This window comes from Embleya sp. NPDC056575 (assembly GCF_042793325.1).
In the GTDB taxonomy this organism is placed as follows: domain Bacteria; phylum Actinomycetota; class Actinomycetes; order Streptomycetales; family Streptomycetaceae; genus Embleya.
Map to the genome: position 1 here is coordinate 130892 of NZ_JBHTVA010000012.1, position 22178 is coordinate 153069.

Annotated in this window: 23 protein-coding genes and 1 pseudogene; 19 read left to right on the forward strand and 5 right to left on the reverse strand. The window is 71.6% G+C overall.

The features are described 5' to 3' along the window. Positions 1–3: 3 nt before the first annotated feature. Genes sufD through ACFRCG_RS12195 form a run of 6 tightly spaced genes read left to right on the forward strand, consistent with a single transcriptional unit; the run spans position 4 to position 4377 of the window. Positions 4–1236 (forward strand): Fe-S cluster assembly protein SufD, encoded by a 1233-nt coding sequence (gene sufD, locus ACFRCG_RS12170; RefSeq protein ID WP_380030729.1) that lies wholly within the window; start codon positions 4–6, stop codon positions 1234–1236. After that, positions 1233–1550, forward strand: a complete 318-nt coding sequence (locus tag ACFRCG_RS12175) for a non-heme iron oxygenase ferredoxin subunit (protein ID WP_380030730.1) — start codon at positions 1233–1235, stop codon at positions 1548–1550. The genes sufD and ACFRCG_RS12175 overlap by 4 nt, the downstream gene beginning before the upstream one ends. Positions 1551–1557: 7 nt before the next feature. Further along, the gene (sufC, locus tag ACFRCG_RS12180; protein ID WP_380011234.1) at positions 1558–2322 is read left to right on the forward strand and encodes a Fe-S cluster assembly ATPase SufC; all 765 of its coding nucleotides are present in this window, start codon (positions 1558–1560) and stop codon (positions 2320–2322) included. Continuing rightward, on the forward strand, positions 2319–3578 hold the full coding sequence (locus tag ACFRCG_RS12185; RefSeq protein WP_380030731.1) for a cysteine desulfurase: 1260 nt from the start codon (positions 2319–2321) through the stop codon (positions 3576–3578). Before sufC ends, ACFRCG_RS12185 begins: the two co-directional genes overlap by 4 nt. Positions 3579–3595: 17 nt before the next feature. Beyond that, complete coding sequence (gene sufU, locus ACFRCG_RS12190; protein ID WP_380030732.1) at positions 3596–4048, forward strand: Fe-S cluster assembly sulfur transfer protein SufU; 453 nt, start codon at positions 3596–3598, stop codon at positions 4046–4048. Beyond that, positions 4045–4377 (forward strand): metal-sulfur cluster assembly factor, encoded by a 333-nt coding sequence (locus ACFRCG_RS12195; RefSeq protein WP_078977703.1) that lies wholly within the window; start codon positions 4045–4047, stop codon positions 4375–4377. The genes sufU and ACFRCG_RS12195 overlap by 4 nt, the downstream gene beginning before the upstream one ends. Before the next feature lie 257 nt (positions 4378–4634). On the opposite strand, the gene ACFRCG_RS12200 is transcribed toward ACFRCG_RS12195, so the two are convergent. Further along, a complete protein-coding gene (locus tag ACFRCG_RS12200; RefSeq protein WP_380030733.1) occupies positions 4635–7478 on the reverse strand; it encodes a hypothetical protein in 2844 nt (947 codons plus the stop codon). Between the two features lie 545 nt (positions 7479–8023). Here ACFRCG_RS12200 and ACFRCG_RS12205 point away from each other — a divergent pair. Both ACFRCG_RS12205 and ACFRCG_RS12210 read left to right on the forward strand, forming a co-directional pair. Beyond that, positions 8024–8455: an ATP-binding protein gene (locus ACFRCG_RS12205; RefSeq protein WP_380030734.1), complete on the forward strand. Its 432-nt coding sequence runs from the start codon at positions 8024–8026 to the stop codon at positions 8453–8455. Between the two features lie 183 nt (positions 8456–8638). Further along, complete coding sequence (locus ACFRCG_RS12210) at positions 8639–9166, forward strand: hypothetical protein (RefSeq protein WP_380030735.1); 528 nt, start codon at positions 8639–8641, stop codon at positions 9164–9166. Between the two features lie 372 nt (positions 9167–9538). On the opposite strand, the pseudogene ACFRCG_RS12215 reads toward ACFRCG_RS12210, so the two are convergent. Further along, positions 9539–10386 (reverse strand): annotated as a pseudogene (locus ACFRCG_RS12215) (neutral zinc metallopeptidase); the annotation flags it as partial. A gap of 249 nt (positions 10387–10635) precedes the next feature. Here ACFRCG_RS12215 and ACFRCG_RS12220 point away from each other — a divergent pair. The 5 genes from ACFRCG_RS12220 (at position 10636) to ACFRCG_RS12240 (ending at position 17414) form a co-directional block, all read left to right on the forward strand. Continuing rightward, positions 10636–12234 carry an ABC-F family ATP-binding cassette domain-containing protein gene (locus ACFRCG_RS12220; RefSeq protein WP_380030736.1) on the forward strand — a complete coding sequence of 533 codons (1599 nt, stop codon included), beginning with the start codon at positions 10636–10638 and terminating at the stop codon, positions 12232–12234. 430 nt (positions 12235–12664) lie between these two features. Further along, complete coding sequence (locus ACFRCG_RS12225) at positions 12665–12898, forward strand: helix-turn-helix domain-containing protein (protein ID WP_020553538.1); 234 nt, start codon at positions 12665–12667, stop codon at positions 12896–12898. A gap of 244 nt (positions 12899–13142) precedes the next feature. Continuing rightward, positions 13143–13892, forward strand: coding sequence for an enoyl-CoA hydratase/isomerase family protein (locus ACFRCG_RS12230; RefSeq protein ID WP_380030737.1), 750 nt, complete (start codon positions 13143–13145; stop codon positions 13890–13892). Positions 13893–14128: 236 nt separating this feature from the next. After that, a complete protein-coding gene (locus tag ACFRCG_RS12235; RefSeq protein ID WP_380030738.1) occupies positions 14129–16066 on the forward strand; it encodes an ABC transporter ATP-binding protein in 1938 nt (645 codons plus the stop codon). A 118-nt stretch (positions 16067–16184) separates the two neighbouring features. Continuing rightward, the gene (locus ACFRCG_RS12240; protein WP_380030739.1) at positions 16185–17414 is read left to right on the forward strand and encodes an FAD-dependent monooxygenase; all 1230 of its coding nucleotides are present in this window, start codon (positions 16185–16187) and stop codon (positions 17412–17414) included. Between the two features lie 13 nt (positions 17415–17427). Here the strand turns inward: ACFRCG_RS12240 and ACFRCG_RS12245 are convergent, their stop codons facing one another. Genes ACFRCG_RS12245 through ACFRCG_RS12255 form a run of 3 tightly spaced genes read right to left on the reverse strand, consistent with a single transcriptional unit; the run spans position 17428 to position 19066 of the window. Beyond that, positions 17428–17772, reverse strand: coding sequence for an Asp23/Gls24 family envelope stress response protein (locus tag ACFRCG_RS12245; protein WP_380030740.1), 345 nt, complete (start codon positions 17770–17772; stop codon positions 17428–17430). Then, a complete protein-coding gene (locus tag ACFRCG_RS12250; protein WP_380030741.1) occupies positions 17769–18521 on the reverse strand; it encodes an Asp23/Gls24 family envelope stress response protein in 753 nt (250 codons plus the stop codon). The genes ACFRCG_RS12245 and ACFRCG_RS12250 overlap by 4 nt, the downstream gene beginning before the upstream one ends. Further along, complete coding sequence (locus tag ACFRCG_RS12255; RefSeq protein ID WP_380030742.1) at positions 18512–19066, reverse strand: RNA polymerase sigma factor; 555 nt, start codon at positions 19064–19066, stop codon at positions 18512–18514. Before ACFRCG_RS12255 ends, ACFRCG_RS12250 begins: the two co-directional genes overlap by 10 nt. Before the next feature lie 292 nt (positions 19067–19358). Between ACFRCG_RS12255 and ACFRCG_RS12260 the strand changes: the two genes are divergently transcribed. From ACFRCG_RS12260 to ACFRCG_RS12285, 6 genes are all read left to right on the forward strand, one after another. After that, a complete protein-coding gene (locus ACFRCG_RS12260) occupies positions 19359–19850 on the forward strand; it encodes an Asp23/Gls24 family envelope stress response protein (RefSeq protein ID WP_380011195.1) in 492 nt (163 codons plus the stop codon). Then, positions 19847–20125 (forward strand): hypothetical protein, encoded by a 279-nt coding sequence (locus ACFRCG_RS12265; protein WP_380011192.1) that lies wholly within the window; start codon positions 19847–19849, stop codon positions 20123–20125. The genes ACFRCG_RS12260 and ACFRCG_RS12265 overlap by 4 nt, the downstream gene beginning before the upstream one ends. Positions 20126–20249: 124 nt before the next feature. Further along, positions 20250–20432 carry a hypothetical protein gene (locus ACFRCG_RS12270; protein ID WP_078977717.1) on the forward strand — a complete coding sequence of 61 codons (183 nt, stop codon included), beginning with the start codon at positions 20250–20252 and terminating at the stop codon, positions 20430–20432. Beyond that, positions 20432–20788, forward strand: a complete 357-nt coding sequence (locus tag ACFRCG_RS12275; protein WP_380030743.1) for an Asp23/Gls24 family envelope stress response protein — start codon at positions 20432–20434, stop codon at positions 20786–20788. The genes ACFRCG_RS12270 and ACFRCG_RS12275 overlap by 1 nt, the downstream gene beginning before the upstream one ends. Beyond that, complete coding sequence (locus tag ACFRCG_RS12280) at positions 20785–21402, forward strand: DUF6286 domain-containing protein (protein WP_380030744.1); 618 nt, start codon at positions 20785–20787, stop codon at positions 21400–21402. Before ACFRCG_RS12275 ends, ACFRCG_RS12280 begins: the two co-directional genes overlap by 4 nt. A gap of 4 nt (positions 21403–21406) precedes the next feature. Next, entirely contained in the window at positions 21407–22042 is a 636-nt protein-coding gene (locus ACFRCG_RS12285; protein ID WP_380030745.1) for a hypothetical protein, read from the forward strand. Positions 22043–22178 lie beyond the last annotated feature (136 nt).

Genomic DNA, 22178 nt, shown 5'->3' on the forward strand with positions numbered 1-22178 from the left:
TCCATGGCTGCGAACACCAACACTCCCGGTAGCACCACCGCCGGATCGATCGCCGTGCGCGAGGCCGGGGCCGAGAACGTGCTCGCGGGCCCCGGCACCGGCCGCTCGGTCGCCCAGCCCGCCGACGCCCGCCAGGTCGCCGCCGCGTCCTACGACGTGGCCGACTTCGCCGTGCCGACCGGCCGTGAGGAGGACTGGCGGTTCACCCCGCTGGCCCGCCTGCGCGGTCTGCACGACGGCACCGCGGCCGCGGCCGAGCGCGGCGAGGTCACCGTCTCGGTGACCGCCCCCGAGGGCGTCACCGTCGAGACGGTCGACCGCTCCGACGCGCGCATCGGTCGGGCCGGCAAACCCGTCGACCGGGTCGCGGCCCAGGCGTACAGCTCGTTCGAGAAGGCCACCCTCGTCGTGGTCGGCAAGGACACCCAGCTCGCCGAGCCGATCGTGATCGACCTGCGCGGCGCCGGCGGCACCGCGTTCGGGCACCTCGCCATCGAGCTCCAGCGGTTCGCCGAGGCGACCGTGGTGCTCGACCACGCCGGCTCCACCACCTTCGCGCAAAACGTCGAGTTCATCGTCGGCGACGGCGCGAAGCTCAAGGTCGTCTCGATCCAGGACTGGGACGCCGACTCGGTGCACGTGGGCGCACACCTGGCCCGGGTGGGCCGCGACGCGTCCTTCACCTCCGTGGTGGTCACCCTCGGCGGCGACCTGGTCCGGCTCTTCCCGCGCGTGGTCTACGACGCCCCGGGCGGCGACGCCGAGCTGTACGGCGTGTACTTCGCCGACGCCGGCCAACACCTCGAGCACCGCCTGTTCGTCGACCACGACGTGCCGCAGTGCCGCAGCCTGGTCACCTACAAGGGGGCCCTGCAGGGCGCCGACGCACACACCGTGTGGATCGGCGACGTGCTCATCCGCGCCGCGGCCGAGGGCACCGACACCTACGAGCTGAACCGCAACCTGGTGCTCACCGACGGCGCCCGCGCCGACTCGGTGCCCAACCTGGAGATCGAGACCGGCGAGATCGCCGGCGCCGGACACGCCAGCGCGACCGGCCGCTTCGACGACGAGCAGCTGTTCTACCTCCAGTCGCGCGGCATCCCGGCCGACGAGGCCCGCCGCCTGGTGGTGCGCGGCTTCTTCGCCGAGGTGATCGCCCGGGTCGGCATCGCCGACCTCCAGGAGCGGCTGATGAAGCAGATCGAGGCCCGGCTCGAGGGCGGCGCCCGATGAGCTACCTCAAGGCCTGCGCCGAGGGCGACCTGCACGAGGACACACCGGTGCGCGTCGTGCTCGACGACGTCCCGGTGACCCTCGTGCGCACCGAGGGCGACGTGTACGCGATCAACGACGTGTGCTCGCACGCCAACGTCTCGCTGTCCGAGGGCGAGGTCGAGGACTGCGCGATCGAGTGCTGGCTGCACGGCTCGCGCTTCGACCTGCGCACCGGTCGCCCCTCGGGCCCCCCGGCGAACCTGCCGGTCCCCGTATACCCCGTGAAGATCGACGGCGGCGCCGTCTACGTCGAAGTGAACCAGGAGTCCTGAGTCCGTTATGGCAACGCTTGAGATCCGCGACCTGCACGTCAGTGTGGACGCCGAGAACGGTCCGCGCGAGATCCTGCGCGGCGTCGACCTGACCGTGAAGCAGGGCGAGACCCACGCCATCATGGGCCCCAACGGCTCCGGCAAGTCGACGCTGGCGTACTCGGTCGCGGGACACCCCAAGTACCAGGTCACCGGCGGCAGCGTGCTGCTCGACGGCGCGGACGTGCTGTCCATGACCGTCGACGAGCGGGCCCGCGCCGGCCTGTTCCTGGCCATGCAGTACCCCGTCGAGGTCGCCGGCGTCTCGGTGTCCAACTTCCTGCGCACCGCCGCCACCGCCACCCGCGGCGAGGCCCCCAAGCTGCGGCTGTGGATCAAGGAGGTCAAGGAGGCCATGGAGCGCCTCCAGATGGACCCCTCCTTCGCCGAGCGCAACGTCAACGAGGGCTTCTCCGGCGGCGAGAAGAAGCGCCACGAGATCCTGCAGCTGGAGCTGCTGCGGCCGAAGATCGCGATCCTCGACGAGACCGACTCCGGTCTGGACGTCGACGCGCTGCGCGTGGTCTCCGAGGGCGTCAACCGCGTGCAGGCCACCGGGCAGATCGGCACCCTGCTGATCACCCACTACACCCGCATCCTGAAGTACATCAAGCCTGACCACGTGCACGTCTTCGCGGGCGGCCGGATCGTCGAGTCCGGCGGTGCCGAGCTCGCCGACAAGCTGGAGGACGAGGGCTACGAGGCGTACACCGGCAAGGGGGAGTCTGCATGACACTGCACCTGCCGGGGCTGCTCGACACGGACACGATCCGCAAGGATTTCCCGATCCTCGAACGGCTCCTGCACGACGACCGACCGCTCGTCTACCTCGACAACGCGGCGACGTCGCAGACCCCGCGTCAGGTGATCGACGCCATGACGCACTACTACGCGAACAGCAACGCGAACGTGCACCGCGGCGTGCACGTGCTGGCCGAGGAGGCCACCGCGCTGTACGAGGGCGCGCGGGACAAGGTCGCGGCGTTCATCAACGCGCCCAGCCGGGACGAGATCGTCTTCACCAAGAACTCCTCCGAGGCGATCAACCTCGTCGCGAACATGCTGACCTGGGCGGACGAGCCGTTCAAGGTGGGCGTGGGCGCCGACGTGGTGATCACCGAGATGGAGCACCACTCGAACATCGTGCCGTGGCAGCTGCTCGCGCAGCGCACCGGTGCCCAGCTCAAGTGGTTCGGTCTCACCGACGACGGCCGGCTCGACCTGTCGAACATCGAGCAGGTGATCACCGAGGAGACCAAGGTCGTCTCGGTCGTGCACACCTCGAACATCCTCGGCACGGTCAACGACCTGGACCCGATCGTGCGCCGCGCGCACGACGTCGGCGCCCTGGTCGTGGTCGACGCGTCGCAGGCCGCGCCGCACATGGTGCTCGACGTGCAGGCGCTCGGCGCCGACTTCGTCGCGTTCACCGGCCACAAGATGTGCGGCCCGACCGGGATCGGCGTGCTGTGGGGCCGGCTCGGTCTGTTGGAGGAGCTGCCGCCGTTCCTGGGCGGTGGCGAGATGATCGAGACCGTCACGATGAGCGCGTCCACGTACGCGCCCGCGCCGCACAAGTTCGAGGCCGGCACACCCCCGATCGCGGAGGCGGTCGGGCTCGGTGCGGCCATCGACTACCTGTCGGCGATCGGCATGGACCGGATCGCCGCGCACGAGCACGCGCTCACGGGATACGCGGTCGACGCGCTGAACAGCGTCGAGGGGCTGAAGATCATCGGCCCGGCCGACAACGTGGCCCGCGCGGCGGCGATCTCCTTCACCTTCGGCGACATCCACCCGCACGACGTGGGCCAGGTGCTCGACGAACAGGGCATCGCGGTCCGGGTCGGGCACCACTGCGCCCGTCCGGTCTGCCTGCGCTACGGCGTGCCGGCGACCACCCGCGCCTCGTTCTACCTGTACTCCACGCCGGCCGAGGTCGACGCGCTCGTGGCGGGGCTGGAACATGTTCGTCGGTTCTTCGGCTGATACGGGGGGAGGCGAAGATGAAGCTTGACGGGATGTACCAGGAGATCATCCTGGACCATTACCGGCATCCGCATAACAAGGGACTGCGGGACCCGTTCGACACCCAGGTCCACCACGTCAACCCGACTTGTGGGGACGAGGTCACGCTGCGCGTGAAGCTGGACGGCGGGAAGGTTCTCGACGTCAGCTACGAGGGCCAGGGCTGTTCGATCAGCCAGGCCAGCGCGTCGGTGATGACCGACCTGGTGATCGGGCACACGATCGAGGACGCGATGCACGCCGGGGACGAGTTCCTCGCGCTGATGCAGTCCAAGGGGCAGGGCGAGCCGGACGAGGACGTTCTGGAGGACGCCGTGGCGTTCGTCGGCGTCAGCAAGTACCCGGCCCGCGTCAAGTGCGCGCTGCTGGGCTGGATGGCCTTCAAGGACGCCACCGCGCAGGCGCTGCAGACGACGGAAGGGCAGAAATGACCGAGACCCAGGCGGCCGGTGTGGCCACGCCGGAGGACGTCACCGAGGCGATGTACGACGTCGTCGACCCCGAGCTCGGGATCAACGTGGTCGATCTGGGCCTGGTGTACGGCGTGCATGTCGACGACGCGAACATCGCCACGATCGACATGACGTTGACCAGTGCGGCCTGTCCGCTCACGGATGTGATCGAGGACCAGACGCGGACCGCCACGGAGGGGATCGTGGCGGACATGCGGATCAACTGGGTCTGGATGCCGCCGTGGGGGCCGGACAAGATCACCGACGACGGGCGTGAGCAGCTGCGGGCGCTGGGGTTCAACCTGTAGCTCCTGGGCCGCGCTCGGGCCGTGCGGCGGGCGGTTGGCCCGGCCTGCGGCCGAGGCGGCCTCAAACGCCGGCCGGGCTGTTTGGCCTCAAACGCCGGCCGGGCTGGGTTGGGTTTTCGGCCGGCGTCGGGTGTTGGTCGGCTGAAGTGGCCTCAAACGCCGGCCTGGCTGTTTGGCTTCAGGTGCCGGCTTTGGGTTTTGGCGTGTGGTGATTGGCGCCGGGCGGGCCTTTTGGGTCCGACCGGCGCCGGTTCGGGTTATTGGCGGGGTTGGGAGACGCCCAGGAGTTCGAGGATGTCCGTGTCGCCCCGTTGTTGTAGGTGGTGCAGGACGGCCTTGAGGTCGATGGCTGGGTCGAGGCCGATTCTGGCGCCCAGGAGTTCGGGGAGGTTCACCTGCTCCGGGACCGGGTCCACGCCGGTGTGGCGCAGGGCTCGTGCCCAGCGGGGGAGGCGGACCGTGGCGTCGCCGCGGACCAGACGGGCCTCCAGGCGGCCCTGGTGGATCGACGAGATGAAGACCATGTCGCCCTCGTGTGCGGACAGGCCGGCCAGGATCGCGCGCAGGGACACCAGGTAGGGCGTGTCGGACCAGCGCAGTGCGGCGGGGCCGTGACCGTGGTGCAGCCGGACCTGGCCGCCCGGGGTGACGCCGAGGGATTGGGCGAACGCCGCCGGCACCTTGACCGGCTCGCCTTCGAGCATCGCGGTGGACACGTCCACCCGGAACGCCCACGCGCCGGTGTCCTCGCGGAAGCAGCCCGCGGTCCGGGACGGATCGCCGATCGGTGCCGACCCGCTCTTCTGGGCCGGCCGCTCCAGGGTGTCCGCCGAGCGGGACAGCACCTGGCCGTTCTCCACCTGGAAGCCCTCCAGGCGGGCGATCCAGGCGGCCTGCAGCGGCGGGCGGACGCCCATCGCGGTCAGGTCCCGCTCCAGCGCGGCCAGCGGGACCGGGCCGTGAGCGCAGGCCGCGTCCAGGGTGGCCTGGGTACGGTCGGACAACTCGCCCAGCGGCGCGCTCGACAACCAGCCGTCGACCGAGGTGTGCAGGCCGAGCAGGCCGCGCAGGACCTGCCAGACCTGGACCTCCAGACCCGGCACGGTCTCGGTGTGCTTGGGGTGCAGTGTGCGCAGTTCGGACACCGTGGTCAGGACGCCGAGCCGGTCCCGGACGAAGCTCAGGTGCACCCGGACCGGCGCGCCGTCGGAGCGGCCGATGCGCTCGTCCAGGTTGCGCCGCAGGTCCCGCTCCAGGATCTTGACCTCGGCCGGCGAGGTGCCGAACTCGGCGGCCAGTGAATCCAGTTCGCGGGGCTCGTCGGTGAACAGCCGGTCCCGGGCGAGTACCCGACGGCGCGGCTCGCTCGCCGGGAACCAGGTCGCCAGGACGACGACGAGGTCGCCGCCGCCGGGCTCGCCGGCGCGCGACTGCGGCCGGTCGACGAGCATCGTGACGTCCTCGGCGGGCGCGGCCGGCAGCGTGCCGGGCACCATCTCGACGGTGGCCTCGGGGTCGGCCGCCTTCGCCTTCGTCCCCCGGTTGGTGTGCGGCACGGCGGACGGGTCCGGCGGCGCGGGCACCGACGGTACAACCGCCGCGGCCGCGTCGGCCGGCGGCCCGGAACGCGGCGGGTGGCTCGGTCGGGGCGGGATGCGCAGTCCCTCGGGGGTGCGCGGCACGGCGGCCTCGCCGACCGCCGGGACCGCGCCGGCGGTGGGCGGCGGGACCTCGCCGAACGCGTCCCGGCCGCCCTCCTCGTTCGGGTCGGCGCTCTCGGCGCTCTCGGCGCGCGACTCGGAGCGGGTCGGCGGGGCCGTGCGCTTGCCCTTGCGGGTGAGCGCGGGGATCGGGACGTCGGCGACGGTCATCGGCGGCGTCTCGCCGAACGCGTCCACGCCGGGCGCCTCGTCGATGGTGGGCTCCTCCGCCGGCGGGACCGGGTGCGGCCGGCGGTCCTCGGACGTGTCCGTGGTGCGGATCTTCGGCACCGGCCTGGCGCCGGTCGGGGCGGCGACCTCGGGGATCGGTTCCGTGCGGGCCTCGGCGGCCGACGCGCGCTCGGGAGCGGGCGCCGCGACGGAGGGCAGGCTCGCCCGCGTGGTCGGCGGGACCTCCCCGTAGGCGTCCCGGCCCGCGTCGGACGCATCGTCGTCGTCGGAGTCGGCGACATCGTCATCGGCGTCGGGCGCCTCGGCGGCGGCCGGCTCCGGTTCGGTCGCGGCGGGGGCCGGCGGCAGTGCCAGCGACGCACGCAGCCCGGACGGCACCTGGGTGAGCAGCGCGGTCAACGCGCTCCGCACCTCGTCCGTGGCGTCCTCCAGGCCGACCACGGCCGCGGTCTCCAGGGTGACCTGTGCGAGCTGCGCCATCAGCGGTACGTCCGGCGCCTGTTCGGCCAGCCAGCGCACCACGGTGCCCAGTTCGGCGGTCAACGGCTCGGGCAACTTGACCGGACGCAGCTCCTCGTCGTCCAGGTCGCCCCATTCGTCCGGGTTGTCCCAGTCGCCGTCCTCCGGGGCCGGCGGGATCACGGTCGCCGCGGCGGGCGCCGGCTCCGGCTCGGGTTCCGGGTCGGCGGCCGGCTCCGGGGCGGGGGCCGGCGCGGGCATCGCCGCCGGGCCGGACGCGTCGAACAGCGCGTCCACGTCGACCGATTCGTCGTCCTGCGGCAGCAGTCCCAGGACCTCCTCGAACAGCCGGGCCACCAGCGGCCGCACGGTCGAGGTGCCGATCTGGGTCCAGTCGCCGACCTCGCGCACCGTCGTGGTGAGCAGGTCCGCCCAGTCGGGGGTGCGCACCATCACGTTGGTCCGCGCGCCGTCGGGCCACTGGGACAGCCGGAAGCCGTTGCGCGCCAGCCACGCCCCGGGCAGCAGGTCGCCCAGGCGCAGGTGCCGCAGCTCGGTGTAGGCGAGATCGGCGAGCCGGCCCGGCAGTTCGTCCCGGCCGAAGGTGTCGGCGGCACGCACCACCGGCACGCTCATCCACCACGCGGCGGGCAGATCGTCGTGCTCGAGGTAGTCGGCGACGAGTTCGGGCGCGACGAAGCGCAGGGCGGGCACGAAATCGGCCAGAGTGGCCTGGAGCCGGGGCTGCATGCAGGTCCTCCGTGACGCGGTCGGTAACCCCGACGTTAGTACCCCGGCCGGAAGGGTTCACCGGCTCCGGTGTGCGGTGTGGTGCGTGATGCGGCGCCTCGCCGCACCTCACACCGGGAGCCGGTGGAACTCTCCGGTCGCGATCCCGACGGTCGGGTGGCGAGCCGGCACCGGGGGGTCCCGGGTCGTTGCCGTCTGTTTGCGGGACGAAACGGCGGTTCGGTTGGTTCCCCGAGCCGGGGTTCGAGCCGTGCGACGAGGGTCACGCGACGACTTCGAGCCGGTGGCCCGGGGCGGCTGTCGTCGGGGATCGCTACCCCGCCGGCCCGGCCGGGAACCGCTCCTCGGGCGTCGGGCGACGCTTTCCACCACCGTGTGCGCCGATCGAGCGCCGCCCGTGCGTCCATCGCCGGCCCGCGCCATGTTTCACCAGGGGGAAAGAAGTCGATCTCACCAACAGCGGAGACAAGGACGGCTAGTTTGGACAAAGGTCGCCGATGCCTCCGGCCGCCTCATCCGCGCCACCAGGGGAGACAGGGGGAGACGTGGGCGAAATCGCATCATCGCCGCGATTCGGGGAGTCTCCGGCCGGCCCGCTGTTGTTGTCGCTGCGTCTGTCGGCCACCGTCGAGGCCGTACCTCGCGCCCGACACGCGCTACGCGCGGTGCTTGCGGAGCGGGTTCCGCGCGCACCCGTGGACACCCTCGAACTGCTGCTCTCCGAACTGGTGACCAACGCGGTCCAGCACTCGACGCGGGGGCGTACGGTCGCGGTCGCCGTGCTGCGTCGGGAGAACTCGATCCGGATCGCGGTGGTGGACGACGACACGGCGCTTCCCGAAGCGGGGGGCGCGGTGGACCTGCTGGACGAGCATGGTCGCGGGTTGTTGCTCGTGGAGGCGATGGCCGAGGAGTGGGGGAGCTATCCGGTACCGGATGGCAAGGTCGTGTGGTGTGACGTGAAGACGGTGGAGTGAGTCGGCTTCGGGTCGGGCGGTTCGTTGGTCGAGCGGTCGGTCGGTCGGTCGAAGGTGGGCGAGGGCGTACCCGGGTGTGGGTGGGTCGAACCAATAAGCGCAAAAAATGGCGCAATTGGCGTCTGCCGTGCACCCTGGCAGGAACGATTTCGATCGCCTGTACACGTGTGCAAGGAGGATCCGTTGCGCGAACAGACCATCGGGGAACACCTCGACCGACTGGCCAGTCCCGACGTCCGGGTGCGGGGGGCTGCCGCCGCGCTCCAGGCCGCGCAGGCCGCCGCGCTCGTCGAGCGGGCCGCCGCACTCGCCCTGCACACCACCGACGCGGAGGAGACGATGCGGGCGGCGCGGGCCGAAGCGGGGCGGATGCGGGAGCGGGCCATGCGCGCGGGCCATGCGGCGCGGGAGGTTTCGGATCGGTCTGGGTCGGGGGTGGATTCCGCCGAAGTGCCTTTGCGGGTCGCGGCGTTGGCGGCGGATGTGATCGGGCTCGCGGGTACGGTGCGGGATGGGGCGGACGACGATGTGCTGCCGTATCTGGCTGCGGCCGCGGCCAGTGCGCGGGCTGCGCTCGAGGCTTCCGCCGCCTGGGTTTCGTTGCTTGTCGCCGATGGCGGGGGGCGGGATGTGCGGGTTCGGATGGCGCGGCATCTTTCGGCTGTCGCCGATGCGGAGGACATCGTGGATCGCGCTCGGGCTGCGGCCTGAGTTTGGCCTCAAGCGCCGGCCGGGCTGAGGTGTGTTCGGCCGGCGTTGGGCTTTGGTGGGGTTGGGGTGGCCTCAAGCGCCGGCCGGGCTGAAGTGCGTTAAACGCCGGCCGGGCTGAGGTGGGTTCGACCGGCGTCGGGCTTCGGCTGGGTTGGGGTGGCCTCAAGCGCCGGCCGGGCTGAAGTGCGTTAAACGCCGGCGGGGCTGAGGTGTGTTCGGCCGGCGTCGGGCTTTGGTGGGGTTGGGGTGGCCTCAAGCGCCGGCCGGGCTGAGGTGGTTTGGTCCTCGTTGGGTGTTGGTTGCGGTGGCCTCGAGTGCGGGCCGGGTTGGGGTGGGGGGCTTGGGGGTTTGGGTTGGTTGGATGCGGCTGGTGAAGGTGTCGCATTTGGTTGGGTCGCCTGTGGTGTAGCCGGTTTGGAACCACTGTTGGCGTTGGGTGGCTGAGCCGTGGGTCCAGGTTTCCGGGGTTACGCGGCCCTGGAATTCCTGCTGGATGGGGTCGTCGCCCACCGCTGCCGCCGCGTCGAGGCCGTCGGCGATGTCCTGGGGGGCAGGTTGGTGATCAGGGCCCCGGGGGTGTGGTCGCGTGTTGGGCCCAGACGCCGGCGTAGCAGTCGGCCTGGAGTTCGAGGCGGACCGAGCCGCTCTGCGGGCCCTGGCGGTCGTTGCCGACCCTGGCCATCCGGCCGGTGAGGTCCTGGATGTGGTGGCCGTACTCGTGGGCCGGCACGTACGCCTCGGCGAACGGCCCGCCCTCGGCGCCGAATTTGGTGCGCAGCTCGTTGAAGAAGCCCAAGTCGATGTAGACCCTGCGGTCGCCGGGACAGTAGAAGGGGCCCACCGCCGAGGTGGCGCCGCCGCACGCGGTCGAGGTGCTGCCGGTGAAGAACCGGGTCGGCGCCGGCTTGTACGTCGTGCCCCGACGCCGGTAGTCGTCCGTCCAGTACGCCTGCACGCTGTTCACCACCCCGACGATCCGGCAGTCGTCGCGCGCGTTGGCGTCGGTGCCCTTGTGGCACGAGTCCCGGAGCGCGCGATTGTCCGCCGGCGCGGCGCCACCCCCGCCCCCGCCCCCGCCGCTCAGGCCGAGCTGGTTCGGGCTCGGGCCGAAGATCAGGCCGAGGACCACGGCGATCAGGCCCGCCGCGCCGCCGCCCCCCCGGGCCGCGCTCGTCCTCGATCTGGGACGTGTCCGGATCCGCATCGTCGTCGAACCGCATCGTGCGACCGCCAAGGCGCCAGGGAATAGACGTCGGGTGGCGGATATCCCCTTTCGCGGGTTTTATCGCGTCCGTCGTCTTCGCGCCGGGAGGATGCCCGGAAATTCGTTCCGACGGCTCCCGTAGACTCGTGGCCATGGTCGGTTTCCCTGGATATCCCCGCGAGCGGCCTTAGCGCGGTGCGGCTTCCCAGCGAGCCCCGCACGATCGTCCGTCTTCGTCAGTCCCCGACCGGGAGCCCAGTCCTTCATGATCAACGCAACCAACGTCGAACTGCGGGCCGGTGCCCGCATCCTCCTCGAGCCGGCCTCCTTCCGGGTCGCGGCCGGCGACCGGATCGGCCTGGTCGGCCGCAACGGTGCCGGCAAGACCACGCTCACCAAGACGCTGGCCGGGGAGACCCAGCCCGCGGCCGGGACCATCACCCGCACCGGCGAGGTCGGCTACCTGCCGCAGGACCCGCGCACCGGCGACCTGGACGTGCTGGCCCGGGACCGGATCCTGTCCGCGCGCGGCCTGGACGTCGCGCTCTCCGGGATGCGCGAGGCCGAGGGCATGATGGCCAGCGCCAGCGGCGAGACCGCGGCCAAGGCGATGCGCCGGTATTCGCGCCTGGAGACCGAGTTCCTGACCAAGGGCGGCTACGCGGCCGAGGCCGAGGCGGCCACCATCGCGGCCAGCCTCGGGCTGCCGGACCGGATCCTGGGCCAGGAACTGCACACGCTCTCCGGTGGCCAGCGGCGCCGGGTCGAGCTGGCCCGGATCCTGTTCTCCGACGCCGACACGCTGCTCCTCGACGAGCCCACCAACCACCTCGACGCCGACTCGATCGGTTGGCTGCGCGACTTCCTCAAGACGTACAAGGGCGGCTTCATCGTGATCAGCCACGATGTCGGCCTGATGGAGGCGTGCGTCAACAAGGTGTTCTACCTGGACGCCAACCGCACCACGATCGACATCTACAACGTCGGCTGGAACGCCTACAAGCTCCAGCGCGAGACCGACGAGCGCCGCCGCAAGCGCGAGCGGGCCAACGCCGAGAAGAAGGCCGACCAACTCTTCTCGCAGGCCGACAAGATGCGCGCCAAGGCGACCAAGACGGTGGCCGCGCAGAACATGGCCCGCCGGGCCGAGAAGCTGCTCTCCGGCCTGGAGAGCGAGCGCAAGTCGGACAAGGTCGCCAAGCTGCGCTTCCCCAAGCCCGCCCCCTGCGGCAAGACCCCGCTGATGGCGACCGGGCTGTCCAAGTCGTACGGCTCGCTGGAGATCTTCACCGACGTCGACCTGGCCATCGACAAGGGCTCGCGCGTGGTCATCCTGGGGCTCAACGGCGCGGGCAAGACCACGCTGCTGCGGCTGCTCGGCGGCGTCGAGGACCCGGACACCGGCAAGGTCGAGCCGGGCCACGGCCTGCAACTCGGTTACTACGCACAGGAACACGAGACGCTGGACCCGGAGCGCACGGTCCTGGAGAACATGCGCTCGTCCTCGCCCGACCTCGATCTGGTCGAGGTGCGCAAGGTGCTCGGCTCCTTCCTGTTCTCCGGCGACGACGTGGACAAGCCGGCCGGTGTGCTCTCCGGCGGCGAGAAGACCCGGCTCGCGCTCGCGACGCTCGTGGTCTCCAAGGCCAATGTGCTGCTCCTGGACGAGCCGACCAACAACCTCGACCCGGCCAGCCGCGCCGAGGTGCTGGACGCCCTGCGCACCTACGAGGGCGCCGTGGTGCTCGTCACCCACGACGAGGGCGCGGTGGAGGCACTGCAGCCGGAGCGGATCATCCTGCTTCCGGACGGCGTCGAGGACCTGTGGAGCGAGGACTACGCCGACCTGGTCGCGCTCGCCTGACCGTCCGGGCGGTGCGCCCGGGCTTCCGGGCGACGCGGCCCGGGAGCCCCGAACGACCGACACCCCGTCGGGTTGCCTTCCTCGGCAACCCGGCGGGGTGATCGCTTTCGTCCCCCCGACGGGTTTTCCCCACGAAACCCTCACAAGGGGAAGCCATCCTTCCGGTCCGTACGTGACGCCGGTCACGAGGCTCGACGGCGACACAGAGCAAGGTCGCGAATCTCATGGGTGACCAGCGCCTTTGTCGGCGGACACAGGATTCGGTCAAGCATTCGGCAAAGGAAGGCGTGATTCCGCTCGGGTGATCTTTGTGTGCAAGAGGCCACGCGCCGCGATGATCAAGCCATCGGGCCTGGTGGAATCACTGGCCTTGCCATGCCCCAGGGGTGATCATGGGATTCCAGAGCGCACTTCCTATGAGGAGGCACGTGTGGCCGAGACTCTGAAGAAGGGCAGCCGGGTGACCGGTGCCGCGCGCGAGCAGCTCGCGGCTGACCTCAAGAAGAAGTACGACTCCGGTGCCAGCATCCGCGCCCTTGCGGAGGAGACGGGCCGTTCCTACGGCTTCGTGCACCGGATGCTCAGCGAGTCGGGAGTGACCCTCCGCGGCAGGGGCGGGGCAACACGGGGCAAGGCCAAGACCGCCGCGTCGTCCTCGGCCTGAGACCGAGTCCCGGGGCAGTACGGCACCATCCGTCGAACGACCATGTGACCGACCGGTAACGTCGGACACGTGGTCGTTTGCCGGAAGCGACCCGAACACGGGAGGGACCGTGGACGTGGGCGCGAATCAGCTCGGTTCGAACGACGACACGAGTGGCAACACGAGTGACAACAGGGGCGGCACGGACAACAGTGGTCGCGGGGTCGGCGATGCCGACAGCGCGGCAGGGCAGGGCCTTTCGGTCGTGATCGAAGGTGCGTTCGCGGTGGTGAGCCTCACCAACCCCGATCGGCGCAACGCGCAGACTCCCGCGCTCTGGCGCGCGCTCGCCGCCGTCGGCCGCGATCTGCCCGGTGATGTCCGGGCCGTGCTGTTGCGCGCGGAGGGCGTTTCGTTCTCCGCGGGCCTGGATCGACGGATGTTCCCGGGTGGCGGGGGCATCCCGGGGGAATCGGACCTCGCTACGCTGGCCGGGGCGAGCGACGACGAACTCGACGCCACCATCGCCTCGTTCCAGGAGGCGTTCACCTGGTGGCGACGCCCGGACCTGATCACGGTGGCCGCTGTGCAGGGGCATGCCGTGGGGGCCGGGTTCCAACTGGCGCTGGCCTGCGACCTGCGGGTGTGCGCCGACGACGCGCGGTTCTCGATGCGCGAGACCGCGCTCGGTTTGGTCCCGGACCTGGCCGGGACGAAGCCGCTGACCGACCTGGTCGGCTATGCCCGGGCCCTGGAGATCTGCGTCACAGGCCGCTGGGTGGGGGCCGATGAGGCGGTCTCGATGGGACTGGCCACCCTCGCGGTGCCGCGCGAGGAGTTGGACGGTGCCGCACGCGACCTGATCGCGGCACTCGTCGCCGCACCGCGCGACGCGGTGATCGAGACGAAGGCCCTGCTCGCGGGCGCCGCGACGCGTGGCTACGACGAACAGCGCGCCGCCGAACGCGCCGCACAGGCCCGCCGCCTGCGCGACCTCGCGGGGACGGGGGAGTAGGCCCGGCCCGGCGGATCCCGACGCGACCCGCTTCATCGGGATCCGCCGGGCACGTTTCGGTGAGACGTGCGCCACATGTCCGCCCGCCGGCGGTCGACGCGCCGGGTGCGGGTCCGGGACTAAGCGGGCCCGTGTCGGTGTTCCCGTGTACGAAGTACTGAGGTTGACTCAGGAATTTGTTCGAGCATTCGGCTCGGGCAGGCGACACGTACGGGACGTACGGGGAACGAGGCGGGATGAGCGGCGGCGGCCCGATGGGGATGAATCTGCGCTCCTACACGCGCGACGCGTCCGTGGTGGAGCGAAAACTCGCGCCCGGCACGGTGCGCCGGGTGGGCGAGTTCGCAAAACCGTTCGCGCGGCAGATCACCGCGTACCTGGTCCTGGTGGTGATCGGCGCGGTGCTGACCATCGTGCCGCCGCTGCTCGCGCAGCGGATCGTGGACCAGGGTGTACTGAAGGGCGACGGTCACCTGGTGACCGTGCTCGCGATCGTGGTGGCGGGCGTCGCGCTGCTCGCCGCCGGGTTCGGCCTGGCGGAGCGGTGGTACTCGGCGCGGATCGGCGAGGGTTCGATCTACGCGCTGCGCAGCAAGGTGTTCGCGCACGTGCAGCGCCAGCCGATCGCGTTCTTCACCCGGACCCAGACCGGCGCGCTGATCTCGCGCCTGAACAACGACGTGTTGTCCGCACAGCGCGCGTTCACCTCGACCCTGGCGGGCGTGGTGTCCAATCTGGTCAGCCTGGTCCTGGTGGCCGGGACGATGTTCTACCTCGCCTGGCAGATCACCCTGGTCTCGCTGGTGCTGCTGCCGCTGTTCCTGCTGCCGGCCAAGTGGATCGGCCGTCGGTTGCAGGCGATGACCCGCGAACAGATGCAGTTGGACGCGGAGATGTCCACGGTGATGACCGAGCGGTTCAACGTCTCCGGCGCGACGCTGGCCAAGATCTTCGGCCGGCCCGAGGAGGAGGACGCGCTGTTCTCCGGGCGGGCCGCACGGGTGCGCGACATCGGCATCCGGATCGCTTTGGTGAACCGGGTGTTCGCCACCGCGCTCACCCTGGTCGCCTCGCTCGCGACCGCGCTGGTGTACCTGATCGGCGGGCATCTCGCGGTGGACGGTCGGCTCACCGTCGGCACTTTGGTGGCGCTCACCGTGCTGCTCGGCCGGCTGTACGGGCCGCTGACCGCGCTGGCCAACGTGCGGGTGGACGTGATGACCGCGCTGGTCAGCTTCGAGCGGGTCTTCGAAGTCCTCGACCTGCCCGCGATGATCGCCGACAAGCCGGACGCGCGGCCGTTGCCGGCGGACGCGGCCACGGTGGAGTTCGACGCGGTCGGCTTCGCCTACCCGGGGGCCGACGAGGTTTCGCTGGCCTCGCTGGAGAGCGTCGCGGTGCTCGATCGGCGGCGCTCCGAACCGGTGTTGCACGACGTGTCGTTCCGGGCCGAGCCGGGTCAGCTGGTGGCCCTGGTCGGACCGTCGGGCGCGGGCAAGACCACGATCACCTCGCTGGTCGGCCGGCTCTACGACGCGACCGAGGGGACGGTACGGATCGGCGGGCACGACGTGCGCGACGTCACCCTGGCCTCGGTGCGTGACACGGTCGGCGTGGTGACCCAGGACTCGCACATGTTCCACGACACGATCCGCGGCAACCTGCGCTACGCCAAGCCGGACGCGAGCGACGAGGAGCTGTGGGCGGCGCTGCACGCGGCGAACATCGGCGACCTGGTCGAGGGGCTGCCGGACCGCCTGGAGACGGTGGTCGGCGAACGCGGACACCGGTTGTCCGGCGGGGAGAAGCAGCGCTTGGCGATCGCCCGGCTGCTGCTCAAGTCGCCGCGTGTGGTGGTGCTCGACGAGGCCACCGCGCACCTGGACTCGGAGTCGGAGGGCGCGGTGCAGCGCGCGTTGGCCACCGCCCTGGTCGGTCGTACCGCGCTGGTGATCGCCCACCGACTGTCCACCGTGCGGGACGCGGACCTGATCCTGGTGGTGGACGACGGCCGGATCGCCGAACGCGGCACGCACGCCGAGTTGTTGGCCCGGGACGGCCTGTACGCGGATCTGTATCACCGTCAGTTCCGGGACCGGGAAGAGGATTCGGAACGGGACTTCCGACGGGGCTCGGAAGGCGATCCGATCGACACCGCGGTGCTCGCGGGGTGACCGACCTCGGTGGAAGATTTCGCTTCGATCGCGCGGTGCTCGCGAGTCCACCGACCCCAACCCGGGGCGCCGGGTAGTGTGGTGATATTCCAAATGGTTGGCAAGAGGGGCTTTCCGGGTGCGTGTTCTCGTCGCCGGCGGCGGCATAGGTGGTCTTGCTGTGGCACTCAGCCTGCACGACGCGGGCATCACCGAGGTGACGGTGATCGACGCGGCACTGAGAATCCGGCCCCTGGGGCTCGGGATCAGCCTCCTGCCCCACGCCGTGCGCGAACTCGCCGAGCTCGACCTCTACCATCCGATCGCCAACCTGGGCGTGCCGCTGTCCGGGGTGGCCTTCCCCGACCGCCGCGCGACCCGGGTGGTACTGGCCCCGCGCGGGCAGCGGGCGGGCTTCCTGTGGCCGCATCTGTCCGTGCACCGGGGCGAGTTGCAGGTCGCGCTGCTGCGCGCGGTGTACCAGCGGCTCGGCCGCGCGGCGGTGCGTACCGGGTCCCGGCTGACCGGGTTCGACCAGGACGACGACGGGGTGACCGCGTACTTCGTGGACGGCGAGGGGCGGCCCTGGCAGGAGCGGGCCGACGTGCTGATCGGCGCGGACGGGATCAACTCCGCGACGCGCGCGACGTTGTTGCCGGACGAGAGCGCGCCGGTCGCCCAGCCGCGCATCCTGATGCGCGGCACCACGCGCTGCGCGCCGTTCGCCGACGGGCACACCATGATCATGACCGCGCACGGCGAGGCGCGGTTCATGGCGCACCCGATCAAGCCGATCGATCCGCGTGACGGGTACACGCTCACCAACTGGCTCGCGGAGCTGCCCGATCGGCAGTCGGCGGGCGAACTCGGCGACACCGGCTGGAACGGCCCGGCGGACCTGCGCCGACTGGCCCGGGTATTCCGCGGCTGGAGCATCGCGGGGGCCGACATCGGGGCCATGGTCAGGTCGCCCACCGAGGCGTCCGGCTATCCGCTGGTGACCCGAGCGCCGCTGGACCAGTGGTCGTTCGGCCGGGTCACCCTGCTCGGCGACGCGGCCCACCCGATGTATCCGTACGTGCTCGGCGGCGCGTCCGAGTCGATCGTCGACGCGCGGGTGCTGGCCCGATCGCTGGGCTCGTACCGGGACCCGGTCGAGGCGCTGGAGATGTACGAGCGGGCCCGGCTGCCGCTGAACAAGTGGCTGCAACTGATCGGCCACGGCCGGGTGCCGCGCGCCGAGGACGCGACCGGGCCGCTGACCGCCGCCGAGGAGATCGGCGGCATCATCGGCGCCTACGGCCACCTGCCCGGACACGACCCGGCGGCACTGAACGAGCGGCCGTCGTACGGTCTGGCGAAGGTCTGAGCGAGGGCCGGCCTCACACCCCCGCGTCGGTGACCAGGACGTGTACCACCACACGCTGATGGCCCGTACGCTCGCGCACCTCCGCGGTGACCGCCGTGCGCACCGCGCGGGCCACGTCCAGGACGCGGTGGTCGGCCGCGGCGCGGAACTGCACGTCCACGTGCAGGACTCCGTCGAGCACGCGCGTGGTCACCCCCGGGACCCGGCCCGGAAGCAGGCCGCCCGAGACCTGGGCGACCGCGTCGAGCAGACCCGGTTGCAGGTCCACCACGCCGGGGACGGCCAGCGCCGCGCCGCCGGCGGTGGTCCGGGCCAGGACGGACATCTCGCGGGACGCGCGCTGCGCCGGTTGCCTCATCGGTTCCCCTCCCGAGCGTCGGCGGCCGGTTCCAGGCCCACCACGTCCACGTCCACCTTCGCCACTTCCAGCCCCAGCCGCTCCGTCGCGGCCCGGCGCACCCGCTCGCGCAGCCGATCGGCCAGCGCGTGGATCGGCTCGCCGTACGGCACGCCGACCGACAACCGCACCGTCACCGGGCCCGGCACCGCCGCCCCCGCCCGGTTCTCGAACGGCCGGATCCGGCAACTGCGGGCCTGCACGCCCGGCTCGGCGTCGGCCGCCGCGCGCAGCGTGCGCGCCGCGGCGGTCTCGGTCAGCGTCAACTGCTCGTCCGGCTCGCCCAGCGGGAGCAGCCGACCGGTGTGCAACTCGGCCCGGACCAGGCGCATCACCCGAGTGCCCAGATCATCCGGCACCGGGACCGGCAACTCGGCCCACTCGCGGGTGACCTGGTCGAGCACCGAATGGTCGCGCAGCACCGCCTGGCACTCCGGACACGAGCGCTCGTGCTCGTCCAGCGCGTCCGCGGCGGCGTGTTCGAGCACCGACTCCGGTTCGCGCCCGCAGGGCAGCAGTTCCTCGTCCGGGTCGAAATCGGCCGGCTCGCCGAAGCCCGAGTCCGGGTCCGAGACCGAGCCCGAGTTCGGGTCGGCGCCGAGGCCCGAGCCCGAGCCCGGCGATGCCCCGCGGGTCCCCGCGAGCAGTTCCGCCGCGGATGGCAGCCGCAGCGCGTCCGGGGCGTCGCCCGTCTCGTCGGTCACGTCCACGGTCGCATCGCCTCCGCCAGGGTCTGTCGTGCTCGGAAGATCCTGCCCCGTACCGCGTTCGTTCCGATCCCCACGGCCGCCGCGATCTCGTCGTAGCTCTGGCCGTGCATCTCGCGCAGTACCCAGCAGGCCCGCTGCTCCTCGGTCAGTGTGGTCATCGCCTCCTGGAGCGCCTTCAGTGCCGCCGATCCCTCCGCCCGCCGCTCCGGGTTGTCCGCCATCTGCTCTATCGCCCGATCCGGTACCTGGTCCAGGCCGACCGTGGGTCGCCGGGTCCGGGCGATGTTCAAGGCGCGGTTGGTGACGATGCGATACATCCAGGTCAGGAACGACGAGTCGGCGCGGAACCCCGGCAGTCGGCGCCACGCGCTGATGAACGCCTCCTGTACCGCGTCCTCCGCGTCGCCGGCGCTGCCCAGGATGCGCAGCGCGAGCGTGTACAGGGATCGCCCGTGCCGACGCATCAGCACCTCGAATGCCTCGGCGTCACCCTCTCGAGCGCGCACCACCAGGGTGCCCTCGTCGAGCTCGGCCCTGTCGGCCATCGGCTTTCCCTCCTCGTCCCAACCCGGCGAACGGTACTGCGCCCGGGGGCGCAAGACGAGAACCGCCACCCGAACGACGGGCCGCGCGTTGGGTACATGCCCACGACCGCCCCGGCGGGATAGCGTCGGATTCCGCGAAACATCCTCCGATCGACGCGTGACGTTCGCCCGGTGTGTGTGTCGTACAGGTGTGGTGAACCCGGCAAGGGGCACCGATGACAGGCGGGACCGAGTGGGGTTCCGGTCGCAGGGTTTCGGGCATTCGCAGCCAGTCGAGGAAGGAAGTGCGCCGATGGCGGACACAACGACGCAGGGCAAGACCGGCACGCAGGCGCTCCAGAAGGACGAAGAGCGTTCGGTGGGCAACGGCGCTCGTTCCACGGAGGTCGTCAAGCTGGCCACCGACAAGGGACGCACGTCCATCGCGGACGGCGTGGTGGCCAAGATCGCGGGCATCGCGGCCCGGCAGATCCCGGGCGTGTACGCGCTCGGTGGCGGCGCGGCCCGGGCGTTCGGCGCGGTGCGTCAGCGCATTCCGGGGGGCAAGCCCAACGTGGCGCAGGGCGTGAGCGTCGAGGTGGGCGAGCGGCAGTGTGCCGTGGATCTCAACATCGTCGTGGATTACGGCGTGCCCATCGCCGAATTGGCGCAGGCCGTCCGGGAGAATGTCATCGACTCCGTCGAGCGGATGACCGCGCTCGAGGTGGTCGAAGTCAACATCGCGGTGGACGACATCCACATCGACTACGACGGCGACGACTCCAAGGAGCGCCAGCTTCAGTGACGCGTGCGCCCGGCGACGACGAGCGGCGACAACTGCTGCGCGAATACCGGGAATTCATCCGCACGAGTCACCCCGATCGTGGGGGCGACCCGGCGGAGTTCGTCGCCGGACTCGAACGTTTCAGGGCGCTGATCGACGCGGCGGGACCACCCGCGCCGATCCGTTCGGGGGCCGCGGCGGAGACTACGGTCTACCGCCGCGGCCGCTTGCCGGGCCGGCTCTGGCGGCAGTTGACGGAGCGCCATCGGCGGCGCAACAACCCGCGTGTCGAGTAGCGGGCGGCGCGGCACCGATGGATTCCGGACAGCTCCGCGGCAGGACACCTCCGCGGTATTCGGCCCGACAGGGTCGGCAACTCGGCAACAACCAATGGTCGGTTCAGTGAGGAGTCGTTCGCCAATGACTACACCCATGGTCGGCCTGTTGGTCGGCATGGCCCTCGGCCTGGCCGCCGCGCTGGGCGGGTTCGGGGCCTTTCTCCTGGTCGCCGCCCTCGGGGTGGTCGGCTTCCTGGTCGGCCGCTTCCTGGACGGCGACCTGGATCTCGGTGAGCTGTTCAGCTCGCGCAACCGGCGCCGCTGATGCGCGCGGTACCGGCGGAGGGCCTGGCGCCGGCCGCGCACCGCGGAGTACTGCAGATCGGCGGACGGGTGGTGGAGAAGATCGCCGCGCGCGCGGCGCGTGAGGCCACCACCGAGGCCGCCCCGGACACCGTGCTGCGCCCCCCGAGGGCGGGCGCCACGATGCACCACGACCACGCGACGGTGAACCTCGACGTGGACGTGCCCTATCCCGGCCCGGTGGTCGAGATCGCCCGGACCATCCGGCAACGGGTGCGCGCCGACGTGGAGTACCTGACCGGGATGCCCGTGGTGCGGGTGGACGTGACGGTGGCCCGGTTGACCCGTGGGGGGCACGGCAAGAGGAGAGTGCAGTGAGCCTGGAGGCTTCGCCGGAGGCGCCGGCCGACGGCTCGACGGCCCTGGCGGCCGCCGACGACTGGGGCGACGGCGCGAAGGTGCGCCGGGCCTGGTCGACGCGGGGGCTGCCGGCCGCGCTGGTGGCGCTGGTCGTGGGCGGCATCGCGGGCACCGCGCTGTACATCGGCGTGACGGCCCGGATCGATCGGGCGCCGCGCTGGTCGCGCGACCTGTTGGAGCGGGCCCAGACGCATGTGTGGCGCGACGGCTGGACCATCGCCGCCGGGGCGATCGCCGCCGCGGTGGGCCTGTGGCTGATCGTGCTCGCGCTCACCCCCGGACGGCGCGCGCTGCTGCGACTGCGCTCGCCCGGCGGCGCGATGACGGTCTACATGACCCGGCGTACCGCCGCCTCGTTCCTGCGGCACACCGCGCTGGCCTCCTCGGGCGTGTTGGACGCGCGGGTGCGGATGGGGCGGCGCAAGGCGGTACTGCGGGTGGACTACCACTTCCGTGATCCGGACGATCTGCACGACGAGTTGATCGAACGCCTGGAGGAACGCGCGAACGCGCTCACGCTGGCCCGGGTGCCGCGCGTGGACCTGCGCCTTCAGCCCGTGAGCGGGAGGTGAGGCGATGATGCGCACGGTTTGCAACCGGATCCTGCTGTTCCTGGCCGGGCTGGTCCTGATCGCCGGCGGGCTCGCCGTCGCCGCGCGCGGGCGGGGCTGGTACCCCGACCTGCTGCACACCGCGGACAAGCCGTTCATCACCGCGAGTCAGTCCGAGCGGCTGACCGACCACGGCTGGTGGTGGTGGGTCGCCTTCGGCGTACCGGGGCTGATCCTGGTGCTCGCGCTGTGGTGGCTGCTGGCCCAGGTGGGCCGGCGTCCGGTGCGGTCGGTGCGGGTGCACGACACGAGCGACCACGCCGGCGAGGGCCCGTCGGGGCTCGGCACCGGGTTCGGCATGGTCGGCGACGAGGCGGACACGTTGACCGTCTCGGGCAACGCGCTGGCCGACGCGATCGAGGACGACCTGGCCTACGTGGCGGGCGTGGAGCACGTCACCGCGCATCTGGTGCGCCGGCGGCACGGGCCCACGCTGCAGGTGCTGGTCCGGGCCGAGCCGGGGGCCGAACCCCGCGAACTGCTCGGCGCGGTGCGCGACCGGGTGTTGCCCAACGCGCGCGAGGCGGTGGGCCTGGAGACGCTGCCCACGGTGCTCACGCTGCGGACCAGCCGAGGGCTGCCGAAGCGACACCTGGACTGATCGGGGCACGGGCCGGGAAAGTGCACCCCCGGCCCGTACCTCGGCTCGCGTGCGCCCGCCGACTCGTCGGCCGCGTCCGGCCGATGCGGTCGCCTCCGGCCGATGCGCTGTCTTCGGCTCGCGTGCGGCTTTTGGC